This is a genomic window from Flavobacterium chungangensis, from assembly GCF_042654045.1.
Classification (GTDB): domain Bacteria; phylum Bacteroidota; class Bacteroidia; order Flavobacteriales; family Flavobacteriaceae; genus Flavobacterium; species Flavobacterium chungangensis.
In genome coordinates, this window is the sequence record NZ_JBHSFY010000008.1 from 26812 (window position 1) to 49127 (window position 22316).

The window sequence follows — 22316 nt, forward strand, 5'->3', positions numbered from 1 at the left end:
TAGAAAAAAAGTCTGGAGATTGCCACCTCCAGACTTTTTTTGTTTTATTCTATTCTATAAAAAGTTACGCAACTCCTTTATTTCTTCTGGATTTGCAGTTTCAGAATTATCTGTGATTGCTGAAGAATGATAAAAAGTGAGATCTAATTTTTCTTGCAACAGTTTGATATTCGACGATCTTAAACCTCCTCCTGGCATAATTTCAATTCTGTCTCCCGCTAGTTCTTGAAGTCTTTCTAAAGCCAAAATCCCTTCTTCTACATTTACACCTTGACCTGAAGTCAAAATGGTTTTGAAGCCACAATCAATCACATCTTCAAGTGCTTTTTCAGGATTTTTAACTACGTCAAAAGCGCGGTGAAAAGTACACGATAAAGGATGCGCCAAATGCACTAATTCCTTATTCTGCTTTTTATTTACTTTTCCGTTCTCTTTTAAAATCCCGAAAACGAAACCATCAACGCCTAGTTTTTTATATTGCTTGATATCTTGTTTCATTTCGGTAAGCTCTTCGTCAGAATAGACAAAATCACCTCCGCGAGGTCTTATAATAACATGCATTTTTATATTTAAACTTTCACGGACTTTTACTACCAAGATTGAGTTTGGAGTCGTCCCTCCCAGTTTCATATTCTCACATAGCTCAATTCTATCCGCGCCGTTTGCTTGAGCAATTAATGCCGATTCATAATTAAAACAAGCTATTTCTAGTTGATTTTTTTTCATTTGTATTGTATTAAAATGGCTTCGACTCCGTTCAGCCTGACAAGCTGCAAAAAAATTATGTTCAATCTTTGTCTCCCTGAGCGGAGTCGAAGGGCGCTCCTATTGGAACGTGGGCTTCGACTCCGCTTAAACTGACAAGCAAAATAATTATGTTCAATCTTTGTCTCCCTGAGCGAAGTCGAAGGGCGCGCCTATTGGAACGTGGGCTTCGACTTCGCTCAGCCTGACAAGTCTCCTTTGTTATACTAAACAAAACCGACGGCTAATTTAATACTAAACATTCTTTTTATTAAAATTTTTATGAGTTGTTTTATTCAGACATTGAGAAAGTTTTTTCAAATCCTCCCATTTATCTTTTATTATAGCTTCTTTCTTTTTTCTGCTCCAGCCTTTTACTTGCTTTTCAAATGCGATGGCTTGGATAACATCATTAAACTCTGTACAAAATACCAACTCTAAAGGTCTCTTATTAAATGTGTAGCTTTCTTTATTTAAACCATAATTATGTTCATTTAGTCTTCTATTTGTATCGTTTGTCATTCCTGTGTAATAACTTCCATCAGAGCATTTCAAAATATAGACGTAATATATTTTCATGATTTTTTATTTTTACAAAAATAAAAGTAAGAAATTTAATTCAAAAACACGCAGGAAAATGTGCCAATTGGAACGGGGCTTCGACTTCGCTCAGCCTGACAAATAGAAATCAATCACATGTTATCGTCAAAGATTTGTCTCCTTGAGCGAAGTCGAAGGGCGTGCCTATTGGAACAAGGGCTTCGACTTCGCTCAGCCTGACAAATTAGAAATCAAGAAGTTCTATAATCCTTAAAGTTTTGTCACCCTAAGCGAAGTCGAAGGGCTTACCTATTGGAACGAGGGCTTCGACTCCGCTCAGCCTGACAAATAGAAATCAATCACATGTTATCGTCAAAGATTTGTCTCCCTGAGCGAAGTCGAAGGGCACTCATATTGGAACGGGAGCTTCGGCTTCGCTCAGCTTGACAAATGGGTATAAAAAAAACCTGCTCCCAATAAGAAGCAGGTTTTAAAAAAATATAATGTAAGATGATTATTTTACCATTTAATAATAGCACTTGCCCAAGTAAATCCACTTCCGAAGGCTGCTAAGACTACAGTATCTCCAGATTTGATTTTCCCTTGTTCCCAAGCCTCAGTCAAAGCAATCGGAATAGATGCTGCGGTTGTGTTTCCGTATTTCTGAATATTGTTATGAACTTGGTCATCTGTTAACTTGAATTTATTTTGGATGAATTGCGAAATTCTCAAATTGGCTTGATGCGGAATCAACATATCAATGTCTGAAACCTGAAGACCATTTGCCTCCAATCCTTCATTGATTACTTCAGCAAAACGAACTACAGCATTTTTAAAAACAAATTGTCCGTTCATGTAAGGATAATAACTTTCATCATTTGGGTCATTATCTGCAATAATATCGGTTACCCAACGCGCTCCCATTCCTGGCGCTTGCAAAGCCAATTCTTCTGCATGCTCTCCTTCAGAGTGTAAATGTGTAGATAAAATTCCTTTGGTCAAATCTTCTTCACGGCTTAAAACGGCTGCTCCTGCTCCATCTCCGAAAATTACAGAAACTCCACGTCCGCGAGTTGTCATGTCTAAACCTGTAGAGTGAACCTCAGAACCAATAACCAAAATATTCTTATACATTCCGGTTTTAATATATTGATCTGCAACAGAAATTGCATAAACAAAACCAGAACATTGGTTTCTAACATCTAATGCTCCAACTGTTCTTAAACCTAAATCTCTTTGAACCAGAACTCCAGGCCCTGGAAAATAATAATCTGGACTTAATGTAGCAAAAACTACAAAGTCAATATCTTCTTTGGCAACACCAGAACGCTCTATTGCAATTTTAGCTGCTTTTACTCCCATTGAAGTAGTAGTGTCTTCTCCGCGGATAATGTGTCTTCTTTCCTGAATTCCGGTTCTTTCCTGAATCCATTCGTCATTGGTATCCATTATCTTAGACAAATCATCGTTAGTCACCACATTAGAAGGAACATAATACCCTAAACCAGCTATTTTTGAATGATACATATATCTATTATTATTTATTAAAAAATTCTATTGCAAATTTACGCATACTTTAAAATATACGTACACAAAATACTATTTTTTTCGTTATTAGCAATTTAATATACTCTAAATATAAACTAACTTATTACGATTTACTTCTTGAAAAGGCAATTTTTGGACTCAAACATTGAAAAAAATTAAAAATCAGGCTCAAGATGTAACAAGACAAAACTATCTTAGACAAACATTTTGAATACCGATTTACAAACCCATAAAATTCAAACTATGAAATTAAAGGTTACACTGTTTTTATTTTTAAATATAAGCTTTTTCTCTTTTGCACAAGAGAATCTAACTTATCAAAAACCTTCAAAATCTATTCTAGATTTGGCAGACTATCAAAGAGCTCCTTCAGTATCAATGGATACAAAAAAAGAGAACATGCTCTTGATGTATCGCAATACTTATAAAACGCTCGACGATTTAAACCAAGAAGAAGTTCGTCTGGCTGGTTTGAGAATTAATCCGGTTACAAATATTTCAAGTACTGTAACGTATTTAATCAATCTTAAACTAAGAAAAATAAACGGAAAGGAAGAAATTCAGGTAAAAGGGCTCCCTGATAATCCGAAAATATCAAACATTCTTTGGTCGCCAAACGACAAAAAAATCCTATTCTCGCACACTACCAATTCTGGTGTAGAACTTTGGGTTTTAGATGTTGCAAGCGCACAAGCGACAAAACTTACAGAAGCTAGAGTAAATGCCAATCTTGGAAATCCGTTTAGCTGGTTTTTAGACAGCGAAACTATCTTAGTAAAAATGCTTCCTAAAAACAGACCACCACTTTTAGATTCTAAAAAAGATCTGCCTATTGGGCCGATTATTTCAAATACTTCAGGAGAAAAATCTCAAAACAGAACGTATCCGGATATGCTGAAAAACAAAAACGACGAAGCTAATTTTGAAAACTGCATAACTTCTGAATTGTATAAAGTAAAACTAAATGGAGATGCTGTTTTATATAAAGACGCCGCAATGTTTGCTGGAGAAAAAATCTCGCCAGATGGTCAGTACATTATGCTGACAACAATTCAAAAACCATTTTCTTATGTAGTTCCATTGAATAGATTTCCATTCAAAACCGTTGTTTATGATTTAAGCGGAAGAGAAATTAAAACGGTCAATGAGGTTCCTTTAAATGAAATTATGCCAAAAGGTTTCATGGCTGTTCGAAAAGGAAAAAGAGAAATGGCTTGGAGAAACGACAAACCTGCAACTTTATCTTATGTTGTAGCTTTAGACGAAGGAGATCCCGCAAACAAAGTTGATTTTAGAGATGAAGTTTTTCTTTGGAATGCGCCTTTCGACAAAGAAGCTTCTTCATTAGCAAAAACTCCACAACGTTTTAGCGATATTATATGGGGGAATGATAATCTAGCTGTTCTCTCAGAAGAATGGTATGACACGAGAAGCACCAAAACATTTTTGATTAATCCATCAAACCCAAATCAGCAACCAAAATTGATTACGGATAGAAACTCGCAAGATGTTTATTCTGATCCTGGAGTTTTTGAAACAAAAAAGAATGCTTACAATAAATATGTTTTAGCTGTCGAAAAAAACAACTTGTATAGAATTGGTGAAGGTTATACTAAAAACGGACAATTTCCTTTTGTAGACGAATTCAATATAGAGACTTTAAAATCAAAACGCATCTACACTTCTCCGTACAAAGATAAAAAAGAGGATATTTTAGAAATTGAAGATTTCAAGTCTGGGAAAATCTTGGTTATGATTCAGTCAAAAACAGAATACCCAAATTACTATTTCAGAAATATTAAAAAACAAAATAGCCTAACACAAGTTACTGATTTTAAAAATCCGTTTGAAAGCATTAAAGACGTAAGCAAAGAAGTAATTAAATACAAACGTAAAGACGGATTAGAACTTTCGGGAACTTTATATCTTCCTGTTGGTTATGATAAAACTAAAAAAGAAAAATTGCCATTATTGATCTGGGCATATCCTGCAGAATATAAAGATAGAAATAGCGCTTCTCAATCGACTCAAAATTCAAATGAATTCACTTTTCCTTATTATGGCTCATTCGTATATTGGGTAACAAAAGGATATGTGGTTCTAGATGATGCCGCTTTTCCAATTATTGGCGAAGGAACTACGGAACCAAATGACAATTTTATTTCGCAATTAGTAGATAATGCAGCAGCAATTGATGCCGTAGATGCTTTAGGTTATATTAACCGTAAAAAAGTGGCTGTTGGAGGACATTCTTACGGAGCCTTTATGACTGCCAACTTATTAACCCATTCGGATCTTTTTGCATGCGGAATTGCAAGAAGCGGCGCATACAATAGAACATTAACTCCATTCGGATTTCAATCTGAACAAAGAAATTACTGGGAAGCGCCAGAAGTTTACAACGCAATGTCTCCTTTTATGAATGCAGAAAAAATGAAAACGCCAATTTTATTAGTTCATGGAGAAGCAGACAATAATCCGGGAACTTTTACTTTGCAGACAGAACGTTATTTTCAAGCGTTAAAAGGATTAGGAGCACCAGCAAGAATGGTTATTCTGCCAAAAGAATCTCACGGTTATGTAGCAAAAGAAAATATTTTGCACCTGCTTTGGGAACAAGATCAGTTCTTAGAAAAGTATCTAAAAAACTAAATTCATAATTTGATTGCAATAGTAAACCCGACAGGTTTTTGAAACCTGTCGGGTTTACTATTTTAACAATTAGAAATTATCTAATTTTCTAATTGACACATTCTCTAATTACAAATAATTTAAAGCCAGAAAAACTTCTTGTTCAAGCGGCAAATCTATTTCGCTTTCAAAGAAAATCAATTGCCTTTTGTAAACTGTTTCAATTAAATAATGACTTCCTCTAAAATAAGTTCTTCTAATTTTCACCATCAATTTCGATTCTGAAACCATTTTAAATTGATGTGGGTAAACCAATGTTTTATGTGTTTCATCTGTGTAAGACAATAATAAATGAGTCGGAATTTCATTTACTTCTCCAAACAAAGACGCTACATATTTAACCTTTGGATCTTCATATATTTTTGAAGGATCGTCTTTTACCAACACTTCTCCGTTTCTCATCACGATTGCCTGATCGGCAAAAGACAAAGCATCTGTACTATCATGTGTTGCAATAATACACGTAATTCCTTTTTGTTTTAGATAACGAAATAAATTACGACGCAGAGCATTTTTTCTAAAAGCATCTATCTGACTAAATGGCTCGTCCAACAAAATCACTTCTGGTTCTAAAGCCAAAACTCTAACCAGTGCCACTCTTTGCTGTTGCCCTCCACTTAGAAATTTTGTCTTGACATTAGCAAACTGATCCATTTCTACCATCTCCAACAATTCCTGAACACGAAGCTTCTTCATGTTTGCAAAACCGTTCGAAAGAAACTTACCTACGTTTTCTGCAACCGTTTCGTATGGAGACAAATCAAAATCCTGTGCCAGATATTTCATATAAGGCATCCCTGGAATCAAATTGAACTTTGGTCCCAAGATTGGTTTATCGCCATAAAAAATCTTCCCTTCATCCAGATCGTATAATCCGTATATAAGCTTGAGTAGCGTACTTTTTCCGCAGCCACTCTCACCAATAATCGCAATATTCTGGCCTTTTTCAATAGAAAAAGAGATGTTTTTTATAACGGGGTTTTCGGTGTACGAAAAAGATATATTTTGAATGTCAAGCATGAGTTGTAATATGAGTCGTCAAATTTACAATGTTTAATTTCTAAAGTCAAAAAAAAGCTGCTTCAATTATTTGAAACAGCTTTTTTGATGATTTATTTTATTAGAAACTATTTTCCAGCTTCTGCTTTAGCGTCATTTACCATTTTGTCGTTTGCTGTAATTGAGAATTCAACACGACGGTTTTGAGCTCTACCTTCTGGAGTATCATTTGTTGCAATTGGATCTGCAATTCCTAAACCTGAAGTTTTGAAACGGCTTGATTTTAATCCTTTTGAAACTAAATAAGCTTGCACAGAAGCAGCTCTTTGCCCAGAAAGTGTCAAGTTATATTCTGGTTTTCCAGTATTATCTGTGTAACCAAAAATTTGAATATCTGTATCTCCGTACTCATTAAATACAGGAACTAATTTATCTAAATTAGCTTTTGCTTGAGTTGTCAAAGTAGATTTATTAGTATCAAAACGAACTGCATTTTCGTTTAATGTCAAGTGAATACCTTCACCAACTCTTTCAACAGAAGCACCTGGTAAGGCTTGATCAATTTCACGAGCTTGCTTATCCATTTTATTTCCGATCAAAGCTCCAGTTCCTCCACCTACAGCAGCTCCAATTGCAGCTCCTAAAGCAGCGTTTCCGCCTCGTCCGATATTATTTCCTAAAATACCACCAATAACACCACCTGCAACTACACCAATTCCGGCTCCTTTTTGCGTATTATTTGCGTTTTTTACTGAATCACAGCTTGTAAAAAAACTAGCTATAACCATTAAACTACTTAAACCTAAAACCGTTATCTTTCTCATTTTCTATATCTTTAAAATATTAATTAGCTCTTTGAAATTGGTAAACTACATCTTTTACCTGACCACCTACATTGATATTATCAATTAACTGAAAAGAACTTTCAGTTACACCTGCAACTTTTAGCAAATAACCATCTCTTACTTTCTTCGCTTTTTCACCTGCATTAAGAATTTTCAACACAAACAAACCTTGGTTGTTGATACTCCATACAATTGGCGAAGAAAATCCAGTACAACTTGGCGAAGTCAAAGCCATTGTTCCTTTATTATTATTCGAAATAAAACTCCAAGTACTTCCAATAAAACATTTTGAATCTGCAAGATCAAATGAATTTACTTTGATGTAATCAGAACCTGGGTAAGAAACATTGGTAAGTACCCAATTTCCTTTTAGCGCTACTTGAGTCGATTTGTCAAGTTTTGTCGAAAGCGTAGTAGCCTCAGAAGATGAAGCTGTTGACGAAGCTGATTTACACGCAAAGAACATAGCGGCAATCAAGCATATAAAAATACTCTTCTTCATTTTGTACAATTTTTTTTTAGATTAATACTTGCCTTTTTAACAATTATTGTACCACAAATATACGATTCATAAAGATAATTTTCGTTTTAGAATCTATTTATTTTCTTTCAAAATTAACATTTGCGACATTTTGTCACCCAAAATACAATTGGTATTTTATTTGAACGAATGAAAATCATCAAATTAAATCAAAAATTAAAAAATATGGCAACAGGTAAAATTAATGTTTCAGTAGAAAACATTTTTCCTTTAATTAAAAAGTTCTTATACAGCGACCACGAAATTTTCTTACGCGAGCTTGTTTCTAATGGTACTGATGCTACTTTAAAATTAAAACATCTTATTAGCATTGGTGAAGCTAAAGTTGAATACGGAAACCCAATTATTGAAGTGAAAGTCGATAGAGAAGGTAAAAAAATCCACATTATCGATCAAGGTTTAGGGATGACTGCTGATGAAGTTGAAAAATACATCAATCAGGTAGCCTTTTCTGGGGCTGAGGAATTTTTGGACAAATACAAAGACTCTGCTAAAGATTCTGGAATTATCGGACATTTTGGTCTTGGTTTCTATTCTGCTTTCATGGTAGCTGAAAAAGTTGAAATCATTACAAAATCGTATAAAGATGAACCAGCGGCACATTGGACATGTGACGGAAGTCCTGAATTTACTTTAGAGCCAGCTGACAAAACTTCACGCGGAACAGAAATCATTCTTCATATTGCTGAAGATTCTCTTGAATTTTTAGATGATTCTAAAATTAGCGGTTTATTAAACAAATACAACAAGTTCATGCCTATTCCGATTAAATTCGGAACAAGAACTGAAACGCTTCCAAAACCAGAAGACGCTCCAGAAGATTACGTTAATGAAACAGTTGAAACTGACAATATTATTAACAATCCAAATCCAGCTTGGACAAAACAACCTTCTGAATTATCTGATGAAGATTACAAAAACTTCTACAGAGAATTGTATCCAATGCAGTTTGAAGAGCCATTATTCCACATTCATTTAAATGTAGATTATCCTTTTAACTTAACTGGTATTTTGTATTTTCCAAAATTGGGTAATGATATGCAAATCCAGAAAGACAAAATTCAGTTGTACCAAAACCAAGTTTACGTTACTGACAACGTAGAAGGAATTGTTCCTGAATTTTTGACAATGTTAAAAGGGGTTATCGATTCTCCAGATATTCCATTGAACGTTTCTCGTTCTGGTTTACAGGCAGATGGAGCTGTTAAGAAAATCTCAAACTACATTACTCGTAAAGTAGCAGATAAATTAAAAGCTTTATTTAACGAAAACCGTGCTGATTTTGAAGCAAAATGGAACGATATTAAAATCGTTTTAGAATACGGAATGCTTTCTGAAGAGAAATTCTACGAAAAAGCAGGTGCATTTGTTTTATATCCAACTGTAGATGACACTTACTTTACTTTAGAAGAATTAAAAGAAAAACTAAAAGAAAATCAAACTGACAAAGACGGTAAATTAGTAGTTCTTTATGCTGGAAATAAAGATGCTCAGCACTCTTACATTGAGGCAGCAAAAGATAAAGGTTACGAAGTATTGCTTTTAGATTCTCCGATTATCTCGCATTTGATTCAAAAAATCGAAAACGATAACAGCGGATTAACTTTTGTACGTGTTGACTCTGATCACATTGACAATTTAATCAAAAAAGAAGAAAACACTATTTCTAAACTTTCTGATGACGAAAAAGCAGCTTTAAAAACTTCTTTAGAAGCTTATATTCCAAAAGCATACAGCGTTCAATTGGAAGCTATGGATTCTCAAGCAGCTCCATTCATCATCACGCAACCAGAATTTATGCGTAGAATGAAAGAAATGAGCCAAACAGGTGGCGGCGGAATGTTCGGAATGGGTAATATGCCAGAAATGTACAATTTGGTTGTAAACACCAATTCTGATTTAGCTTCAAGTATTTTAAATACAGAAGACAAAACACACCAAGAGCATTTAGTTAAACAAGCTTTAGATTTAGCTAAGTTATCTCAAAACCTATTAAAAGGAGAGGCTCTTACGGCTTTCGTAAAAAGAAGTTTCGAAATGATCAAATAAGCATTTAGATGCTATGTTACTAAAAGCTGCCCAGTTTGGGCAGCTTTTTTTGTTTCTCATCCTTTCGACCATAATTTTTTCTTCAAAAATTCGTTATACAGCGCTATAGATTACCACTAAATGATCTTTATTGCAATTCAAATTTTTTATTACATTTGACTGCCTTATTAATCTAACCCAAAACAAAAAGACCCTATGAAAAAAACTGCCATTTTACTTACAACAATTTGTGCTACAGCACTTTTATATGTTTCTTGTTCAAGCGACAATAACGACCCAGCCGTTTCGACAGACCTGACCAGCATTGGAGCATCAGTTGCTGTTGATGCAGCAAACGAAATGGATCTTAACACCAGTCTTTTAATCAGTACAAGCACCTCAACTTCCGGAAAACCTGCCGATACACCTCCTGGAATTTGCGCAACAATTACCATTACAACGCCAAATGGAGGAAATTACCCTAAAGTCTTTTTGGCCGATTTTGGAACAGCAGGATGCAAAGACGCAAATAATCTTACGCGTAAAGGAAAATTAGAAGTAACGCTTTCGGGACCAATTACAGAAAGCGGAAGCAAAATGACAATTAAAAGAATTGACTATTCTATAAAAGACATCAAACTAGAAGGAACTATTGAATATACAAACACTACAACTGTTGCTTCTACACCGCAATGGACTAGAAAAGTCACTAATGGTAAATTAACAGATTTACAAGGAGGAGTTTATACCACTTCGGGAACTTACACCACAAAACAAACTGCAGGCGCAGACACGCCTTTGATTTTATCTGACAATGTTTATGAAATTATCGATGGCACGCATACCGTAACATCTTCAAATGGTGTAGCACTTACTTTGACAGTAAAAGAACCGCTAATTAAAAAATATTCTTGCTTATTTATCTCCAAAGGACAATTAAAAGTACAAGGCGGTATTTTAAACGGAGTTATAGATTACGGAAACAATGACTGCGATGCAACTTACACTTATACGCACGAAAATGGCACTTCGTTTATTTTGTCGATGTAAACCCTTTTCTTGCATTACTTTAGAATCCCAATTTAGAAATAAATTGGGATTTATTTTTTTTATAAAAATAAAACATCACCCCCCTATTTACATTTAAACTATTTTCTTTATTTTGCACCAAAATCTCAAAAACTAATGAAAAAAACACTAATTGCTTTTGTTACTCTTGCAGTCTTAGCATCTTGTAGCAAAAAAGAATCAGCTGCTGATAACCTACACATCACAGGAAACATTAAAGGTTTAAAAACCGGAACTTTATATATCCAAAGAATTGTCGACACTTCTCTTGTTGCTATTGACAGCATCAAAATTGATGGAAACTCAGCTTTTGAAAGAGATATTAAATTAGAATCTCCAGAAATGCTCTATTTATATTTAGATCGAGGCGTAACAAACTCATTAGATAATAATATTTTGTTTTTTGCTGAACCAGGAACTATCAATATCGATACTAATTTAGACAACTTCATCGCTGGTGCAAAAATTACTGGTTCTAAAAATCAGGAATTATATGAGGAATACCAAAAAATCAATACGCGTTTTAGAGACGAAAACTTGTCTATGGTTGAATCAAAATTCAAAGCTTTAAAAAGACAAGATCAAAAAGCAATTGATAGCATTGACGCGAAACAACAGTCAAACATCAAAAGAAAATATTTATACGCTACAAACTTCGCCATTAACAATAAAGATCACGAAGTAGCGCCTTATATTGCGTTAGCAGAAATTTACGACATTAACCTTAAGTTTCTTGATACGATTCAAAAATCAATGACTCCAAAAGTAGCACAATCACTTTACGGAAAGAAACTGACAAAATATGTAGCTGAAATTAAAAAAGAAGAACAAAAAGCTCCTGCAGCCGAAACAACTCCTGCTCCAGCTGAATAAAACATAAAAGCAACAATAAAAAACGCCCTGAATTATCAGGGCGTTTTTTATTGTTTATTTATTTAATAGTTTTTCCAAATATTCAACTTTTTCTCTTTCTGCTTTTAAAAGTCTTTCGTAAAGATTTTTGATTTCATCTACAGATTCAATAAGTTTATCAAGTGGATTAAAAGTGCAATTATTATTATTACTTGCAAAGTGGCTATTATTTACAGCTTCATTAAAAGTATTAAAAAAATTAATCATATTTTCTTCTGAAAAGTTTTTAATAGCTTCCACATTTACCCCAAGTGCTCTTGCAACTTCTGCCAGTTTTTCATCATCTATTGTTTCGCTGTTTTCCATTAGAGAAATAGCTTGCTGATTAGTTCCTAAAGCCTGCGCCAATGCTTCCTGCTTCATATCACGAAGTTCACGAATACGGCTTATTTTTCTGCCAATGTGATTTGGTTTTGTTAGTGTGCTCATAATTCAAAGATAACAATTAAGTAAATACCTTTAAACTGTAAAAAACAGATTTAAAACGTACGATACCATAAAAACTAAATTTTTGCTGCTGTTTTTTATTCAAACGCAAACAAAAATACAATTTTTCCGACAGGAAAAATTAAGCTTTATCGAAATTGTTTTATCAAATAGTAGTTTATCAGCATAACCAAGGGTTTCAATTGTTGTAACGCCATTATACGCTACAATACAACGCATTTCCCGGAGTTAAAACCGTAAATTGTATTTGATCCTAAAATCTAAATTTTACTCATTTAAAAAGCGCGCAATGTATCATTTAAAATTCGACAAAGATTACTACTGTGCTTTGGAGTTCTAATACCGTTTATCTCCCAAAGCTTTCGTCGAAATTACAATACCTGCGTTTATAATTTAATGAATAGAAAACTAAAAAAAGGGGATTTTCATTTTTGGGCATAAAAAAACCACCACATTTCTGTGATGGTTTTTGAGCCGATAGAGGGACTCGAACCCACGACCTGCTGATTACAAATCAGCTGCTCTAGCCAGCTGAGCTACATCGGCCTATTTTGCGAGTGCAAAGATATAAATGTTTTTTAATATTCCAAAAAAAATTTCACACCACTCTCTATAATTAAAAAAACCACCACATTTCTGTGATGGTTTCCGTTTTTTGAGCCGATAGAGGGACTCGAACCCACGACCTGCTGATTACAAATCAGCTGCTCTAGCCAGCTGAGCTACATCGGCGTCATTACGGGTGCAAATATAAAGCGGTTTTTCAATTTCCCAAAATAAATTTGCACTTTTTTACACTTTTTTTTGCTTATAAAGCGTTGATTTTTTCAATTAATTGATTAGCAGCTTGTTCTAATTCAACATTAATTTGTTTGAAGTGTGCTTTTTTATTTTCAACGTTCTTTGCGTTCACTTTTGTAATCAAAGTATCGAATGCAGCAATAGCTTCATCGACCAAAGCATTCGTTTCTGGAGTAGGATTTCCTGTTGTTGACATCTCAAACAAGTAAACTGCCTCAATAATATCTCCTAATACGAAGTTGATGTCTTTCTTTAAATTCTTAACGTTTGCCATTTTTCTTATTATTTTAATTTGCGTCTGCAAAAGTACATATTATCTTTAAATTTAATGCTAAGAAATGTAAATTTCTAAAATTGAAGCTTTTCCGCTCAAATTAAATGCATTTATCGCAGCTGGAATTAAGACAGTATCTCCTTTAATATAAGTATGCTTAAATCCGTCATATTCGATTTCGAAGCTTCCTTCAATACACATATAAACCGTAAATGTTTCTCCGTTCTTAACCACTTCCAATTTGTTTTCTAAAGGAAGGAAATTAGTTGTAAAATAAGGACAGTCAACAACGGTATTTGAAGTATTCACTTTAGACTCATATTTTTTCTGCGTATCAACTTTATTATAGTTAATGGCATCTAATGCAAGATCAACATGCAATTCTCTTTTATTTCCCTGCGCATCTACACGATCAAAATCGTATAAACGATATGTAATATCAGAAGTCTGCTGAATTTCGGCAACTACTAATCCAGCTCCAATTGCGTGAACTGTTCCGGTTTCTAAGAAAAAAACATCTCCAGATTTTGCTTTTACATCATCTAAGATCGAAACCAAAGTATTGTCGTGTAAATGTTTCAAATATTCTTCTTTGCTAGAATCTTCTTTAAAACCAACAATAATTCTAGCATCGGCATCGGCCTGCATTACATACCACATTTCAGTCTTTCCGAATGAGTTGTGACGCTCTTTTGCCAATTTATCATTTGGATGCACCTGAATAGAAAGATCTTCTCTTGCATCTAGGTATTTAAAAAGCAACGGAAATTGTTTTCCGAATCTTTCATAAACTTTAGTTCCTAAAATCGCATCTGGTGTTTCATCAATCAAATCCATTAACGATTTTCCTTTTAAAACTCCATTTGCAACCACACTCACATCGCCTGGTACAGTAGATAATTCCCAGCTTTCGCCAGTAATTTTAGAAACGATTGGTTTATTTAAAATAGTTTTTAATTTTTCTCCTCCCCAGATTCTTTCTTTTAAAATCGGTTCAAATTGCAAAGGGTATAGATTTTGACTCATGTTTTTAGGCTAATATATTTGTTTAATTAATTCTAATTTGATACTATTTTGGTAATCTACGATACTAATTCTTGAACGATTTCTAAGGCTTTCTGTATATGTTTTGCAGCATTTGCGCTGTCAAATATCGAAATTAGCAAACCATTTTTATCAATTATATAGGTAACGCGTCCTGGCAGAAGTCCGAACAAATTATTGCGGACACCAAAAAGTTTTCTTAATCTTTTATCCTGATCAGAAAGCAAAATAAAAGGCAATTTGTGTTTAGCCGCAAATTTATGATGTGATTTTACACTATCGCTGCTAATACCAATTACCTCAGCTCCTAAATCTTTAAAATCTTCGTATTGATCCCGAAAACTGCAAGCTTCGGTTGTACATCCTGGCGTATTATCTTTTGGATAAAAGTAAATGACCACTGGCTTCCTTCCTAAAACGCTTTGGCTTTCAAAAAGTTCTCCATTGTTGTCTTTCGCAGTAAAATTCGGAACTATATCTCCTATTTTTAATGACATTTTTTATTCTCCTTTATAAGTTACAAAATTTCGTTCCGTTTCGTTCAGTACCACTTCAAGATCAAAGTCGGCATGAATTCGTTGTCTAATTTTATTCCATATCACAACAGCAATATTCTCTGCCGTCGGATTCAAATCTGCAAATTCAGGAACATCCAAATTCAGATTTTTGTGATCAAACGGAATTTCTACTTCTTCTCGTATAATATCCGCCAATACTTTCACATCTAAAACAAAACCAGTTTCCGGGTCAATTTTTCCTGTAACACTTACTGTTAAACCATAATTATGACCATGAAAGTTCGGGTTATTGCATTTTCCAAAAACAGCATCGTTTTTTTCAAATGACCAATCCTTTCGATGCAATCGATGTGCCGCATTAAAATGCGCTTTTCTTGATATGGTTACTCTCATTTATGTTTCTGGTTAGTTGGCTATAATTTATGGTCTTCTAGATAATGATCAAATTCATCAAAAATTATCTTAAACCATACGGTATAAATTTCGGGCTGTTTTTCAATATCTGCTTTAACATCTTCAATACTCATCCATTTCCAGTCTTCTACTTCGTCTGGATTTATGTTTGGTTCCTGATTATAATAACCAATCATAACATGGTCCAGTTCATGTTCTGTCAAACCGTTATCAAAAGGTGCTTTGTATATAAAGTGAAACAACTCTTTTAATTCGGCTTTAAAACCCATTTCTTCAAACAATCTGCGGGTTCCCGCTTCGATGTTGGTTTCCCCTTCTCTCTGATGACTGCAGCAAGTGTTTGTCCAAAGCAACGGAGAATGATATTTATGATGAGCACGCTGTTGCAACATAATTTCGTTTTTACTATTCAAAATAAAAACCGAAAAGGCACGGTGCAAAAGCGCTTTTTCATGTGCTTCTAATTTTGGCATTAAGCCAATCTGTTCATCGTTTTGATTAACTAATATTACGTTTTCTTCTGTCATAAGGCTTCTTAAGCAAACAAAAATACGAAAAAAGAAATGGCTTAAAAATGCTAATTCAGCTTGTCTAAAAGTAAGCTTCTGACCAAATTTCTATTTTACTGATTTACAATATTATAATTTATCCTAAAAATTTAAAAGCTGTTAAAATTAAGACATAAAAACTACATTGTCTTCTTTTACGTAACTAATAAAAAGTTAAAACACACTTAAAAAAATCTCAATAATAATAAACACTGTAATTTGAAGCTAATTCTCAACGTATCTTTGATATACAGATTAATCTACCTAAGAACTTATGAAATCTAAAAACCTAATTTTCAGCCTTTGTTTTTTGATTCCGCTTTTTATTTTTCAGGCCTGCGGACAAAACACAAAAAAACAAACTGCAAAAACAGCCGTTATGGAAAATAAAATCAGTAAACCCGGAAATCCTTATTATTCAAATACCGACACCACAAAACTTAACGTAAGCAATGCCGAATGGAAAAAGGTTCTTCCAGCAGATGTATATGCCGTAATGCGTGAGGCTGATACCGAAAGGCCTTTTACTGGCAAATATTGGAATACCGATGAAAAAGGAACTTATTACTGTGCTTCATGCGGTAATTTGCTTTTTAGATCGACAGCCAAATTTTCCAGCACTTGCGGATGGCCGAGTTTCTTTGAACAGGAAAACAAAAAAAGCATTGTTTTTAAAGAAGATAATTCTCTTGGAATGGAAAGAACCGAAACTCTTTGCGGACGCTGCGGCGGACATTTAGGACACATCTTTGACGATGGTCCAGAACCAACCGGAAAACGCTACTGCATGAATTCGATTGCACTTGATTTTATTCCAGATACTAAATAAACTACAAATGAAAAATATACTTTTAATATGTCTTTTTGCACTTTCGCTGAATGGCATTTCACAAAACAAAAAAGCCAATCTGGAAACCATAACACTTGGCGGAGGCTGTTACTGGTGCGTTGAAGCTGTTTACGAAAATCTGGACGGAGTAAAATCTGTTGTTTCTGGGTTTTCTGGCGGAAAAGTCGCAAATCCGACTTATGAAGAAGTTTCCACAGGAGAGACAGGTCACGCCGAAGTGGTTCAGATTACTTTCGACAAAAATGTAACTGATATTAACGAAATCTTCAAAGTCTTTTTTACCGTTCACGATCCCACAACTTTGAATCGTCAGGGAGCAGATGTTGGAACGCAATACCGTTCTGTTATTTTCTACAAAAACGAAGAACAGAAAAAAGCAGCACAAAGCATTATTGCCGACCTCAACAAAGCAAAAGTCTACAATAGTCCAATTGTGACAAAAGTAGAACCTTTTAAAGTTTTTTATAAAGCCGAAGATTACCATCAAAACTATTATGCAAACAATAAAAATCAGCCGTATTGCAAAATGGTCATTCAGCCTAAAATAGAAAAGTTTGAAAAAGTTTTTAAAGATAAGCTCAAAAAGAAATAAAGAATATTAACCTATATTATAAAGACTGTCTTTTCGGAGACAGTCTCTTTTTTTTTCAAGCTTCGGAGAAGCGAAATATTTATAGTAAAGAATAAATATATACAACATAAAGCTCCGGAGGAGCGGCATATAATTAGATTATAAAAAACATGTCGCTCCTCTGGAGCTTTTTTATTTGTCTTATCGAAATTCTATAAATATTTTACCCCGCTGGGGTTTGCTGACAAGATAATTTTATAAATTCTTCGATTTAATCATTCTTTTTTTGTTTACTAACTCCTTATAAATATTAGCTTCTCCTCTTAATTGAAAAATAATTTCACTTTTTTCATCTTTTTTTGTCCAATCCTGAAAGTTCGATTGTTATTAGGGTATAAACAATTAAAAAATATACATTATGGAAACTAGACTTAATTTATTCGAACAAGGTCAAAAAGCAGTAAGCACATTATTTGGAATTAGCGGATACTTAAAAAAAGCAACAATCGAAGCGTCTCTTATGGAATTAATCAATTTCAGAATCTCTCAAATCAACAACTGCGGTTATTGTTTAGACATGCATTCAAAAGAAGCTTTAGCTGCTGGAGAAACAACACAACGTTTATTTGGATTAAGTGTTTGGAGAGAAGCTCCATATTACACAAAAAGAGAAAGAGTTGCTCTTGCTCTGGCAGAAGCAGTAAATGCCTGCGATGTTCCAGACGAGATCTACGAAATTGCAAAAGCTGAATTTACAGAACAAGAATTAATTGACCTTACGCTTGCAGTTGCTGCAATTAATGCTTGGAATCGCTTAAACATTACTTTTGCTAATACACCAGGAACTTACAGAGTTGGACAATTCGGATAAATCCTAATTGATTTTTATTTTCTAAAAACAATTAACTTTATACGACTTAAAGCAGATTATTCAATTATAAAACATAAAAAAATGAATGAGTTTTTATTGATTTTCAGAAGAGATTTTAAAACAAAAGAAACACAGCCGTCGCCAGAAGAATTGCAGCAGCATTTACAGCAATGGCAAAACTGGTTTGGAAGCCTTGCTGCTCAGGATAAACTAGCAAGACCCCTACAACGCTGGGATGGACAAGGAAAACTTGTAAACTCGAATAAAGGAATTACCGACGGACCTTTTGTTGAAATTAAAGAATCTATTGGCGGATTAATCATTATTAAAGCCAAAGATTACGATGAAGCTACCGAAATCGCGCAAGGATGTCCTGTTTTAAATTTTGGCGGAAATGTTGAAATCAGAATGGCGGTTTAGATTTGAACTAACTTATATAAAATGCCTTTGTATCTTTACTTAGGCATTTTTCCTTAAAATATGGAGCACAAAGAACTTATTCCCAATTTATTCAGAACCGAATATCAAAAAATAGTTTCAGTTCTCTGCAGCTTATTTGGAATTCAGCATATCGAAATTGCAGAAGATATTGTAAGCGACACTTTTTTGACTGCTTCAGAAACTTGGGCCATTAAAGGAATTCCCGAAAACCCCACTGCATGGCTGTATACTGTTGCCAAAAACAAAACCAAAAACTACCTGAAAAGAAATAACGTTTTTGAAACCAAAATAGTTACCGAAATAAAACACAATACTCCATTAAACAATCCTGAAATCGACCTTGATTTATCTGATCAAAATATTGCTGATAGTCAGCTCGCGATGATATTTACAGTTAGTAATCCGTGTAACTCCGAAGAAGCTCAAATTGCTCTTGCTTTAAATTTACTGTGTGGTTTTGGAGTTGGTGAAATCTCCGATGCTTTCTTATCTAATAAAGAAGTGATTTATAAAAGGATAAATCGCGCCAAAGAAAAACTCAAAGAAGAAAACATAAAAATTCAACATCCGAATAGCTCTGAAATAAAAGATAGAATCCAAACCGTTCTCAAAACTATTTACCTGCTTTATTCTGAAGGCTACTACTCTATTTCGCAAAATACTACTTTACGAAAAGACCTTTGCACCGAAGCCATGCGTCTGACTTATTTATTGATTCAAAACGAAAGCACCAATCTGCCACAAACCAATGCTTTAATGGCTTTAATGTGTTTTCATTCGTCAAGATTTGATGCCCGAACGGGTTTAAACGGAGAAATTATTTTATATGAAGATCAAGATCAATCGCTTTGGAATAAGGAATTAATAGATAGAGGAACTTATTTTCTGAGTCAGTCTTCAACCGGAAATACACTTTCAAAATACCATTTAGAAGCCGGAATTGCGTATTGGCATACTATAAAAAAAGAAACAACTGAGAAATGGGAAAATATTCTGGAGCTCTACAACAATTTAATCATTTTAGAATATTCGCCAATTGTGGCTTTAAACAGAACTTACGTGTTATCTAAAGTAAAAGGCAAAGAAGAAGCCATCAAAGAAGCCGAAAAACTAAATTTAACCGATAATCATTTTTATTATTCCTTACTTGGAAATCTTTATTTTGAAGTTGATACAAAAAAATCGTTACAGCATTTCGAAACCGCATTTGGTTTAGCAAAAACTACATCCGACAAAAACATTATCAGCAAAAACATCGAACAGTTGAAGTGGAAAACAATTTAGCTTTTTTAAGCTCCAAAGGAACAAAATATTTATAGAAAAGAATAAGCTCTGGAAGAGCGAAATATTTATAGCAAAAATATAAATGTCTACAGCATAAAGCTCCGGAGGAGCGACATATTTATATCAAAAAAATGAATTTTATAACATTTCATCCAACAAAAAAGCTGTCCTTATGAGACAGCTTTTTTTTATTTTGATTTTGAATACTATTGCTTTGCTACTTTTTTAAATCTCATCATTGGCACATCGCCTTGAATTAAATTTAATTTGCCATCTTTATCAATAGAATAACTTGTAATTAGCCTGATTTGTTTTAAAAACTGCTGTTCTCCACCACCTTCACAAAACATCATTGTAGTTGGTCCCTCTTCTCCAAAAGTCAAAGACTTTCCTTTTAGGGTATAAGATGCGCTGTAACCATTACATCCGTTATTTCCATACACTTTTGTTTCTTTTTGATCAAAAGTAAGCTGTGGTTTTTTATTCGGATATAATCCTTCAAAAGCAATTCTTGGTCCAGAGATGTATTCTAATTCCCAAGTTGTACCAAATAAGTCGTCGGCACTTTTATCTGTTTTTGACGTCTTGCATGAAGCAAATAATAGCGTTAAAACTGAAAGGACGGCAAATGTGTATTTTTTCATAAAAATGTTTTTTAAAGATTTATAATTTGTTTTGTTTTTTGAACTAAAATAATTCTATAAAATCCTATTCTCAATATTCATGCCCAGTTACAGCTTTTATTAAGTTTAAATTTTAACCGAAGCTGTTATTTTCTGTCTCTAAGTTACTACAAATTATTTAAAGTTTTATAGCCCAGATGTTTAAAATAAAACAAGTGACACTATTTTTTTTGTAATTTGCATCAATCAAAAAGACCAAAATCATCAATAAAAAACCAAAAAATGAAACAATTCCTATTTATGTTTGTATTTGCATTGACCACTTCGCTTGTTCAATCGCAAGAAAACCTTCCAACAGATTATCTCACAAAAGAATTTCATCAAGGACGACGCGAAGCTTTTAGAGCTTTAATGCCCGCTAATTCTGTCGCAGTTGTTTTTTCTTATCCAGAAAGAGTCTTTTCTAGAGATATTGATTATAATTACCACGCAAATCCTGACATGTATTATTTATCAGGATACAAAGAACCAGATGCTATTTTATTAATTTTCAAAGAAGCACAAGGAACTGAAAAGTACAATGAAGTTCTTTTTGTTAGAGAAAAAAATGCAACTCGTGAAATGTGGACAGGAAGACGTTTAGGAATTGAAGGCGCAAAATCAAAGCTTGAATTTACAACGGTTTATAACGGAAAAGATTTTAACGCGTTTGCGATTGATTTCTCAAAATTCGATAAAGTTATTTACGATGAATTTCCTACAGACGCAAAAGAAAGCGACCATCCTGACAATTTATACGTATTGCTAAAATCATTTAAATCTAAAGCAGGAATTACGAAAGCAAATGAAGATTCAACAAATTTATTCTCTAAAATCACCAGTTCTCTTCGCGAAATAAAAACACCAGAAGAGCTTGTCTTGATGCGCAAAACGGTAAAACTTTCGTGTATTGCACACAACGAAGTTATGAAAGCTGTAGGTCCAGATATGAGCGAAAATGAAGTTGATGGAATTCATGCTTACATTCATAAACATTATGGAGCAGAAGCCGAAGGTTATGGTCCAATTGTGGGAGCTGGAGCAAACGGATGCATCTTGCATTATTGGGAAAACAACGCCACAAAAATTGATAACCAATTATTACTAATGGATGTGGGTTCTGAATATCATGGTTATTCTGCAGACGTTACAAGAACAATTCCTGCAAACGGAAAATTTACTGAAGAACAAAAAGCAATTTACCAAATCGTATATGATGCTCAAGAAGCTGTTTTTAAAATCTGTAAAGAAGGAACTCCGCTAGTGGCTTTAAACGAAACCGCAAAAGATGTTATAGCCAAAGGCTTGATTAAATTGGGAATTATTACAGATCCAAAAGATGTAAGATTATATTATCCTCATAGCTGTTCACACTTTCTTGGTTTAGATGTTCATGACAAAGGAACTTACAACGGACCGCAGACTCTTATAAAAGAAAACATGATTCTTACTGTAGAACCTGGAATCTACATTCCAGCAAACAGTAAATGCGATAAAAAATGGTGGAATATTGGCGTTCGTATCGAAGACGATATCTTGATGCTTAAAGATTCATACGAAAACCTATCTGCAGATTCTCCTAGAAAATGGCAAGATATAGAAGCTTTAGCCAAACAAAAAAGCACTTTTAATGATATGAAGTTTCCTAAGATCTAATTAGTTTTTAGCCACAGAT

Annotated in this window: 23 protein-coding genes and 2 tRNA genes; 10 read left to right on the plus strand and 15 right to left on the minus strand. The window is 33.9% G+C overall.

Annotated features, from left to right (window positions below):
* Nucleotides 1–54: 54 nt before the first annotated feature.
* The 3 genes from ACFO3N_RS13875 to ACFO3N_RS13885 form a co-directional block, all read right to left on the minus strand.
* On the minus strand, nucleotides 55–726 hold the full coding sequence (locus ACFO3N_RS13875) for a copper homeostasis protein CutC (protein WP_379798617.1): 672 nt from the start codon (nucleotides 724–726) through the stop codon (nucleotides 55–57).
* Between the two features lie 273 nt (nucleotides 727–999).
* A complete protein-coding gene (locus ACFO3N_RS13880) occupies nucleotides 1000–1323 on the minus strand; it encodes a GIY-YIG nuclease family protein (protein ID WP_379798619.1) in 324 nt (107 codons plus the stop codon).
* Nucleotides 1324–1803: 480 nt separating this feature from the next.
* A complete protein-coding gene (locus ACFO3N_RS13885) occupies nucleotides 1804–2811 on the minus strand; it encodes a 3-oxoacyl-ACP synthase III family protein (protein WP_095929390.1) in 1008 nt (335 codons plus the stop codon).
* 264 nt (nucleotides 2812–3075) lie between these two features.
* Here ACFO3N_RS13885 and ACFO3N_RS13890 point away from each other — a divergent pair, with 264 nt between their 5' ends.
* Nucleotides 3076–5484 carry an alpha/beta hydrolase family protein gene (locus ACFO3N_RS13890; RefSeq protein ID WP_379798621.1) on the plus strand — a complete coding sequence of 803 codons (2409 nt, stop codon included), beginning with the start codon at nucleotides 3076–3078 and terminating at the stop codon, nucleotides 5482–5484.
* A gap of 108 nt (nucleotides 5485–5592) precedes the next feature.
* Here ACFO3N_RS13890 and ACFO3N_RS13895 read toward each other — a convergent pair whose 3' ends face one another.
* The 3 genes from ACFO3N_RS13895 to ACFO3N_RS13905 all read right to left on the minus strand — a co-directional run bounded on the left by ACFO3N_RS13895 (nucleotide 5593) and on the right by ACFO3N_RS13905 (nucleotide 7869).
* Entirely contained in the window at nucleotides 5593–6543 is a 951-nt protein-coding gene (locus tag ACFO3N_RS13895) for an ABC transporter ATP-binding protein (RefSeq protein WP_379798623.1), read from the minus strand.
* A 107-nt stretch (nucleotides 6544–6650) separates the two neighbouring features.
* Nucleotides 6651–7346, minus strand: coding sequence for a YiaD family glycine zipper/OmpA-like lipoprotein (locus ACFO3N_RS13900; protein ID WP_250837367.1), 696 nt, complete (start codon nucleotides 7344–7346; stop codon nucleotides 6651–6653).
* A gap of 19 nt (nucleotides 7347–7365) precedes the next feature.
* Nucleotides 7366–7869, minus strand: a complete 504-nt coding sequence (locus ACFO3N_RS13905; protein ID WP_250837368.1) for a lipocalin family protein — start codon at nucleotides 7867–7869, stop codon at nucleotides 7366–7368.
* A gap of 204 nt (nucleotides 7870–8073) precedes the next feature.
* On the opposite strand from ACFO3N_RS13905, the gene htpG reads away from it, so the two are divergent.
* The 3 genes from htpG to ACFO3N_RS13920 all read left to right on the plus strand — a co-directional run bounded on the left by htpG (nucleotide 8074) and on the right by ACFO3N_RS13920 (nucleotide 11877).
* On the plus strand, nucleotides 8074–9957 hold the full coding sequence (gene htpG / locus ACFO3N_RS13910; RefSeq protein ID WP_379798625.1) for a molecular chaperone HtpG: 1884 nt from the start codon (nucleotides 8074–8076) through the stop codon (nucleotides 9955–9957).
* A gap of 195 nt (nucleotides 9958–10152) precedes the next feature.
* Complete coding sequence (locus tag ACFO3N_RS13915) at nucleotides 10153–10986, plus strand: hypothetical protein (protein WP_379798627.1); 834 nt, start codon at nucleotides 10153–10155, stop codon at nucleotides 10984–10986.
* A gap of 135 nt (nucleotides 10987–11121) precedes the next feature.
* A complete protein-coding gene (locus ACFO3N_RS13920) occupies nucleotides 11122–11877 on the plus strand; it encodes a DUF4369 domain-containing protein (protein WP_379798629.1) in 756 nt (251 codons plus the stop codon).
* A gap of 54 nt (nucleotides 11878–11931) precedes the next feature.
* Here the strand turns inward: ACFO3N_RS13920 and ACFO3N_RS13925 are convergent, their stop codons facing one another.
* The 8 genes from ACFO3N_RS13925 to idi all read right to left on the minus strand — a co-directional run bounded on the left by ACFO3N_RS13925 (nucleotide 11932) and on the right by idi (nucleotide 15941).
* Nucleotides 11932–12345, minus strand: a complete 414-nt coding sequence (locus tag ACFO3N_RS13925) for a helix-turn-helix domain-containing protein (RefSeq protein WP_379798631.1) — start codon at nucleotides 12343–12345, stop codon at nucleotides 11932–11934.
* A 490-nt stretch (nucleotides 12346–12835) separates the two neighbouring features.
* Nucleotides 12836–12909: transfer RNA gene (locus ACFO3N_RS13930), tRNA-Thr, on the minus strand.
* Nucleotides 12910–13021: 112 nt separating this feature from the next.
* Nucleotides 13022–13095 (minus strand) — tRNA-Thr (locus ACFO3N_RS13935).
* Between the two features lie 76 nt (nucleotides 13096–13171).
* Nucleotides 13172–13438: a hypothetical protein gene (locus ACFO3N_RS13940; RefSeq protein WP_111364281.1), complete on the minus strand. Its 267-nt coding sequence runs from the start codon at nucleotides 13436–13438 to the stop codon at nucleotides 13172–13174.
* A gap of 57 nt (nucleotides 13439–13495) precedes the next feature.
* Complete coding sequence (locus ACFO3N_RS13945) at nucleotides 13496–14464, minus strand: type I phosphomannose isomerase catalytic subunit (protein ID WP_379798633.1); 969 nt, start codon at nucleotides 14462–14464, stop codon at nucleotides 13496–13498.
* Nucleotides 14465–14520: 56 nt separating this feature from the next.
* Nucleotides 14521–14979: a peroxiredoxin gene (locus tag ACFO3N_RS13950; protein WP_379798635.1), complete on the minus strand. Its 459-nt coding sequence runs from the start codon at nucleotides 14977–14979 to the stop codon at nucleotides 14521–14523.
* A gap of 3 nt (nucleotides 14980–14982) precedes the next feature.
* Nucleotides 14983–15393 carry a 6-carboxytetrahydropterin synthase gene (locus ACFO3N_RS13955; protein ID WP_066033610.1) on the minus strand — a complete coding sequence of 137 codons (411 nt, stop codon included), beginning with the start codon at nucleotides 15391–15393 and terminating at the stop codon, nucleotides 14983–14985.
* A gap of 20 nt (nucleotides 15394–15413) precedes the next feature.
* Nucleotides 15414–15941, minus strand: coding sequence for an isopentenyl-diphosphate Delta-isomerase (idi, locus tag ACFO3N_RS13960; RefSeq protein ID WP_379798637.1), 528 nt, complete (start codon nucleotides 15939–15941; stop codon nucleotides 15414–15416).
* A 295-nt stretch (nucleotides 15942–16236) separates the two neighbouring features.
* Here idi and msrB point away from each other — a divergent pair, with 295 nt between their 5' ends.
* The 5 genes from msrB to ACFO3N_RS13985 all read left to right on the plus strand — a co-directional run bounded on the left by msrB (nucleotide 16237) and on the right by ACFO3N_RS13985 (nucleotide 19979).
* Nucleotides 16237–16791, plus strand: coding sequence for a peptide-methionine (R)-S-oxide reductase MsrB (gene msrB / locus ACFO3N_RS13965; RefSeq protein ID WP_250837374.1), 555 nt, complete (start codon nucleotides 16237–16239; stop codon nucleotides 16789–16791).
* Between the two features lie 7 nt (nucleotides 16792–16798).
* Nucleotides 16799–17404: a peptide-methionine (S)-S-oxide reductase MsrA gene (msrA, locus tag ACFO3N_RS13970; RefSeq protein ID WP_379798639.1), complete on the plus strand. Its 606-nt coding sequence runs from the start codon at nucleotides 16799–16801 to the stop codon at nucleotides 17402–17404.
* Between the two features lie 397 nt (nucleotides 17405–17801).
* On the plus strand, nucleotides 17802–18254 hold the full coding sequence (locus ACFO3N_RS13975; protein WP_073408982.1) for a carboxymuconolactone decarboxylase family protein: 453 nt from the start codon (nucleotides 17802–17804) through the stop codon (nucleotides 18252–18254).
* Nucleotides 18255–18335: 81 nt separating this feature from the next.
* Entirely contained in the window at nucleotides 18336–18674 is a 339-nt protein-coding gene (locus ACFO3N_RS13980; protein ID WP_012022379.1) for a YciI family protein, read from the plus strand.
* A gap of 60 nt (nucleotides 18675–18734) precedes the next feature.
* Nucleotides 18735–19979, plus strand: a complete 1245-nt coding sequence (locus ACFO3N_RS13985; protein WP_379798642.1) for an RNA polymerase sigma factor — start codon at nucleotides 18735–18737, stop codon at nucleotides 19977–19979.
* Nucleotides 19980–20185: 206 nt separating this feature from the next.
* Here the strand turns inward: ACFO3N_RS13985 and ACFO3N_RS13990 are convergent, their stop codons facing one another.
* Entirely contained in the window at nucleotides 20186–20623 is a 438-nt protein-coding gene (locus ACFO3N_RS13990) for an META domain-containing protein (RefSeq protein WP_379798644.1), read from the minus strand.
* 261 nt (nucleotides 20624–20884) lie between these two features.
* Between ACFO3N_RS13990 and ACFO3N_RS13995 the strand changes: the two genes are divergently transcribed.
* Nucleotides 20885–22297, plus strand: coding sequence for an aminopeptidase P N-terminal domain-containing protein (locus ACFO3N_RS13995; protein WP_379798647.1), 1413 nt, complete (start codon nucleotides 20885–20887; stop codon nucleotides 22295–22297).
* Nucleotides 22298–22316 lie beyond the last annotated feature (19 nt).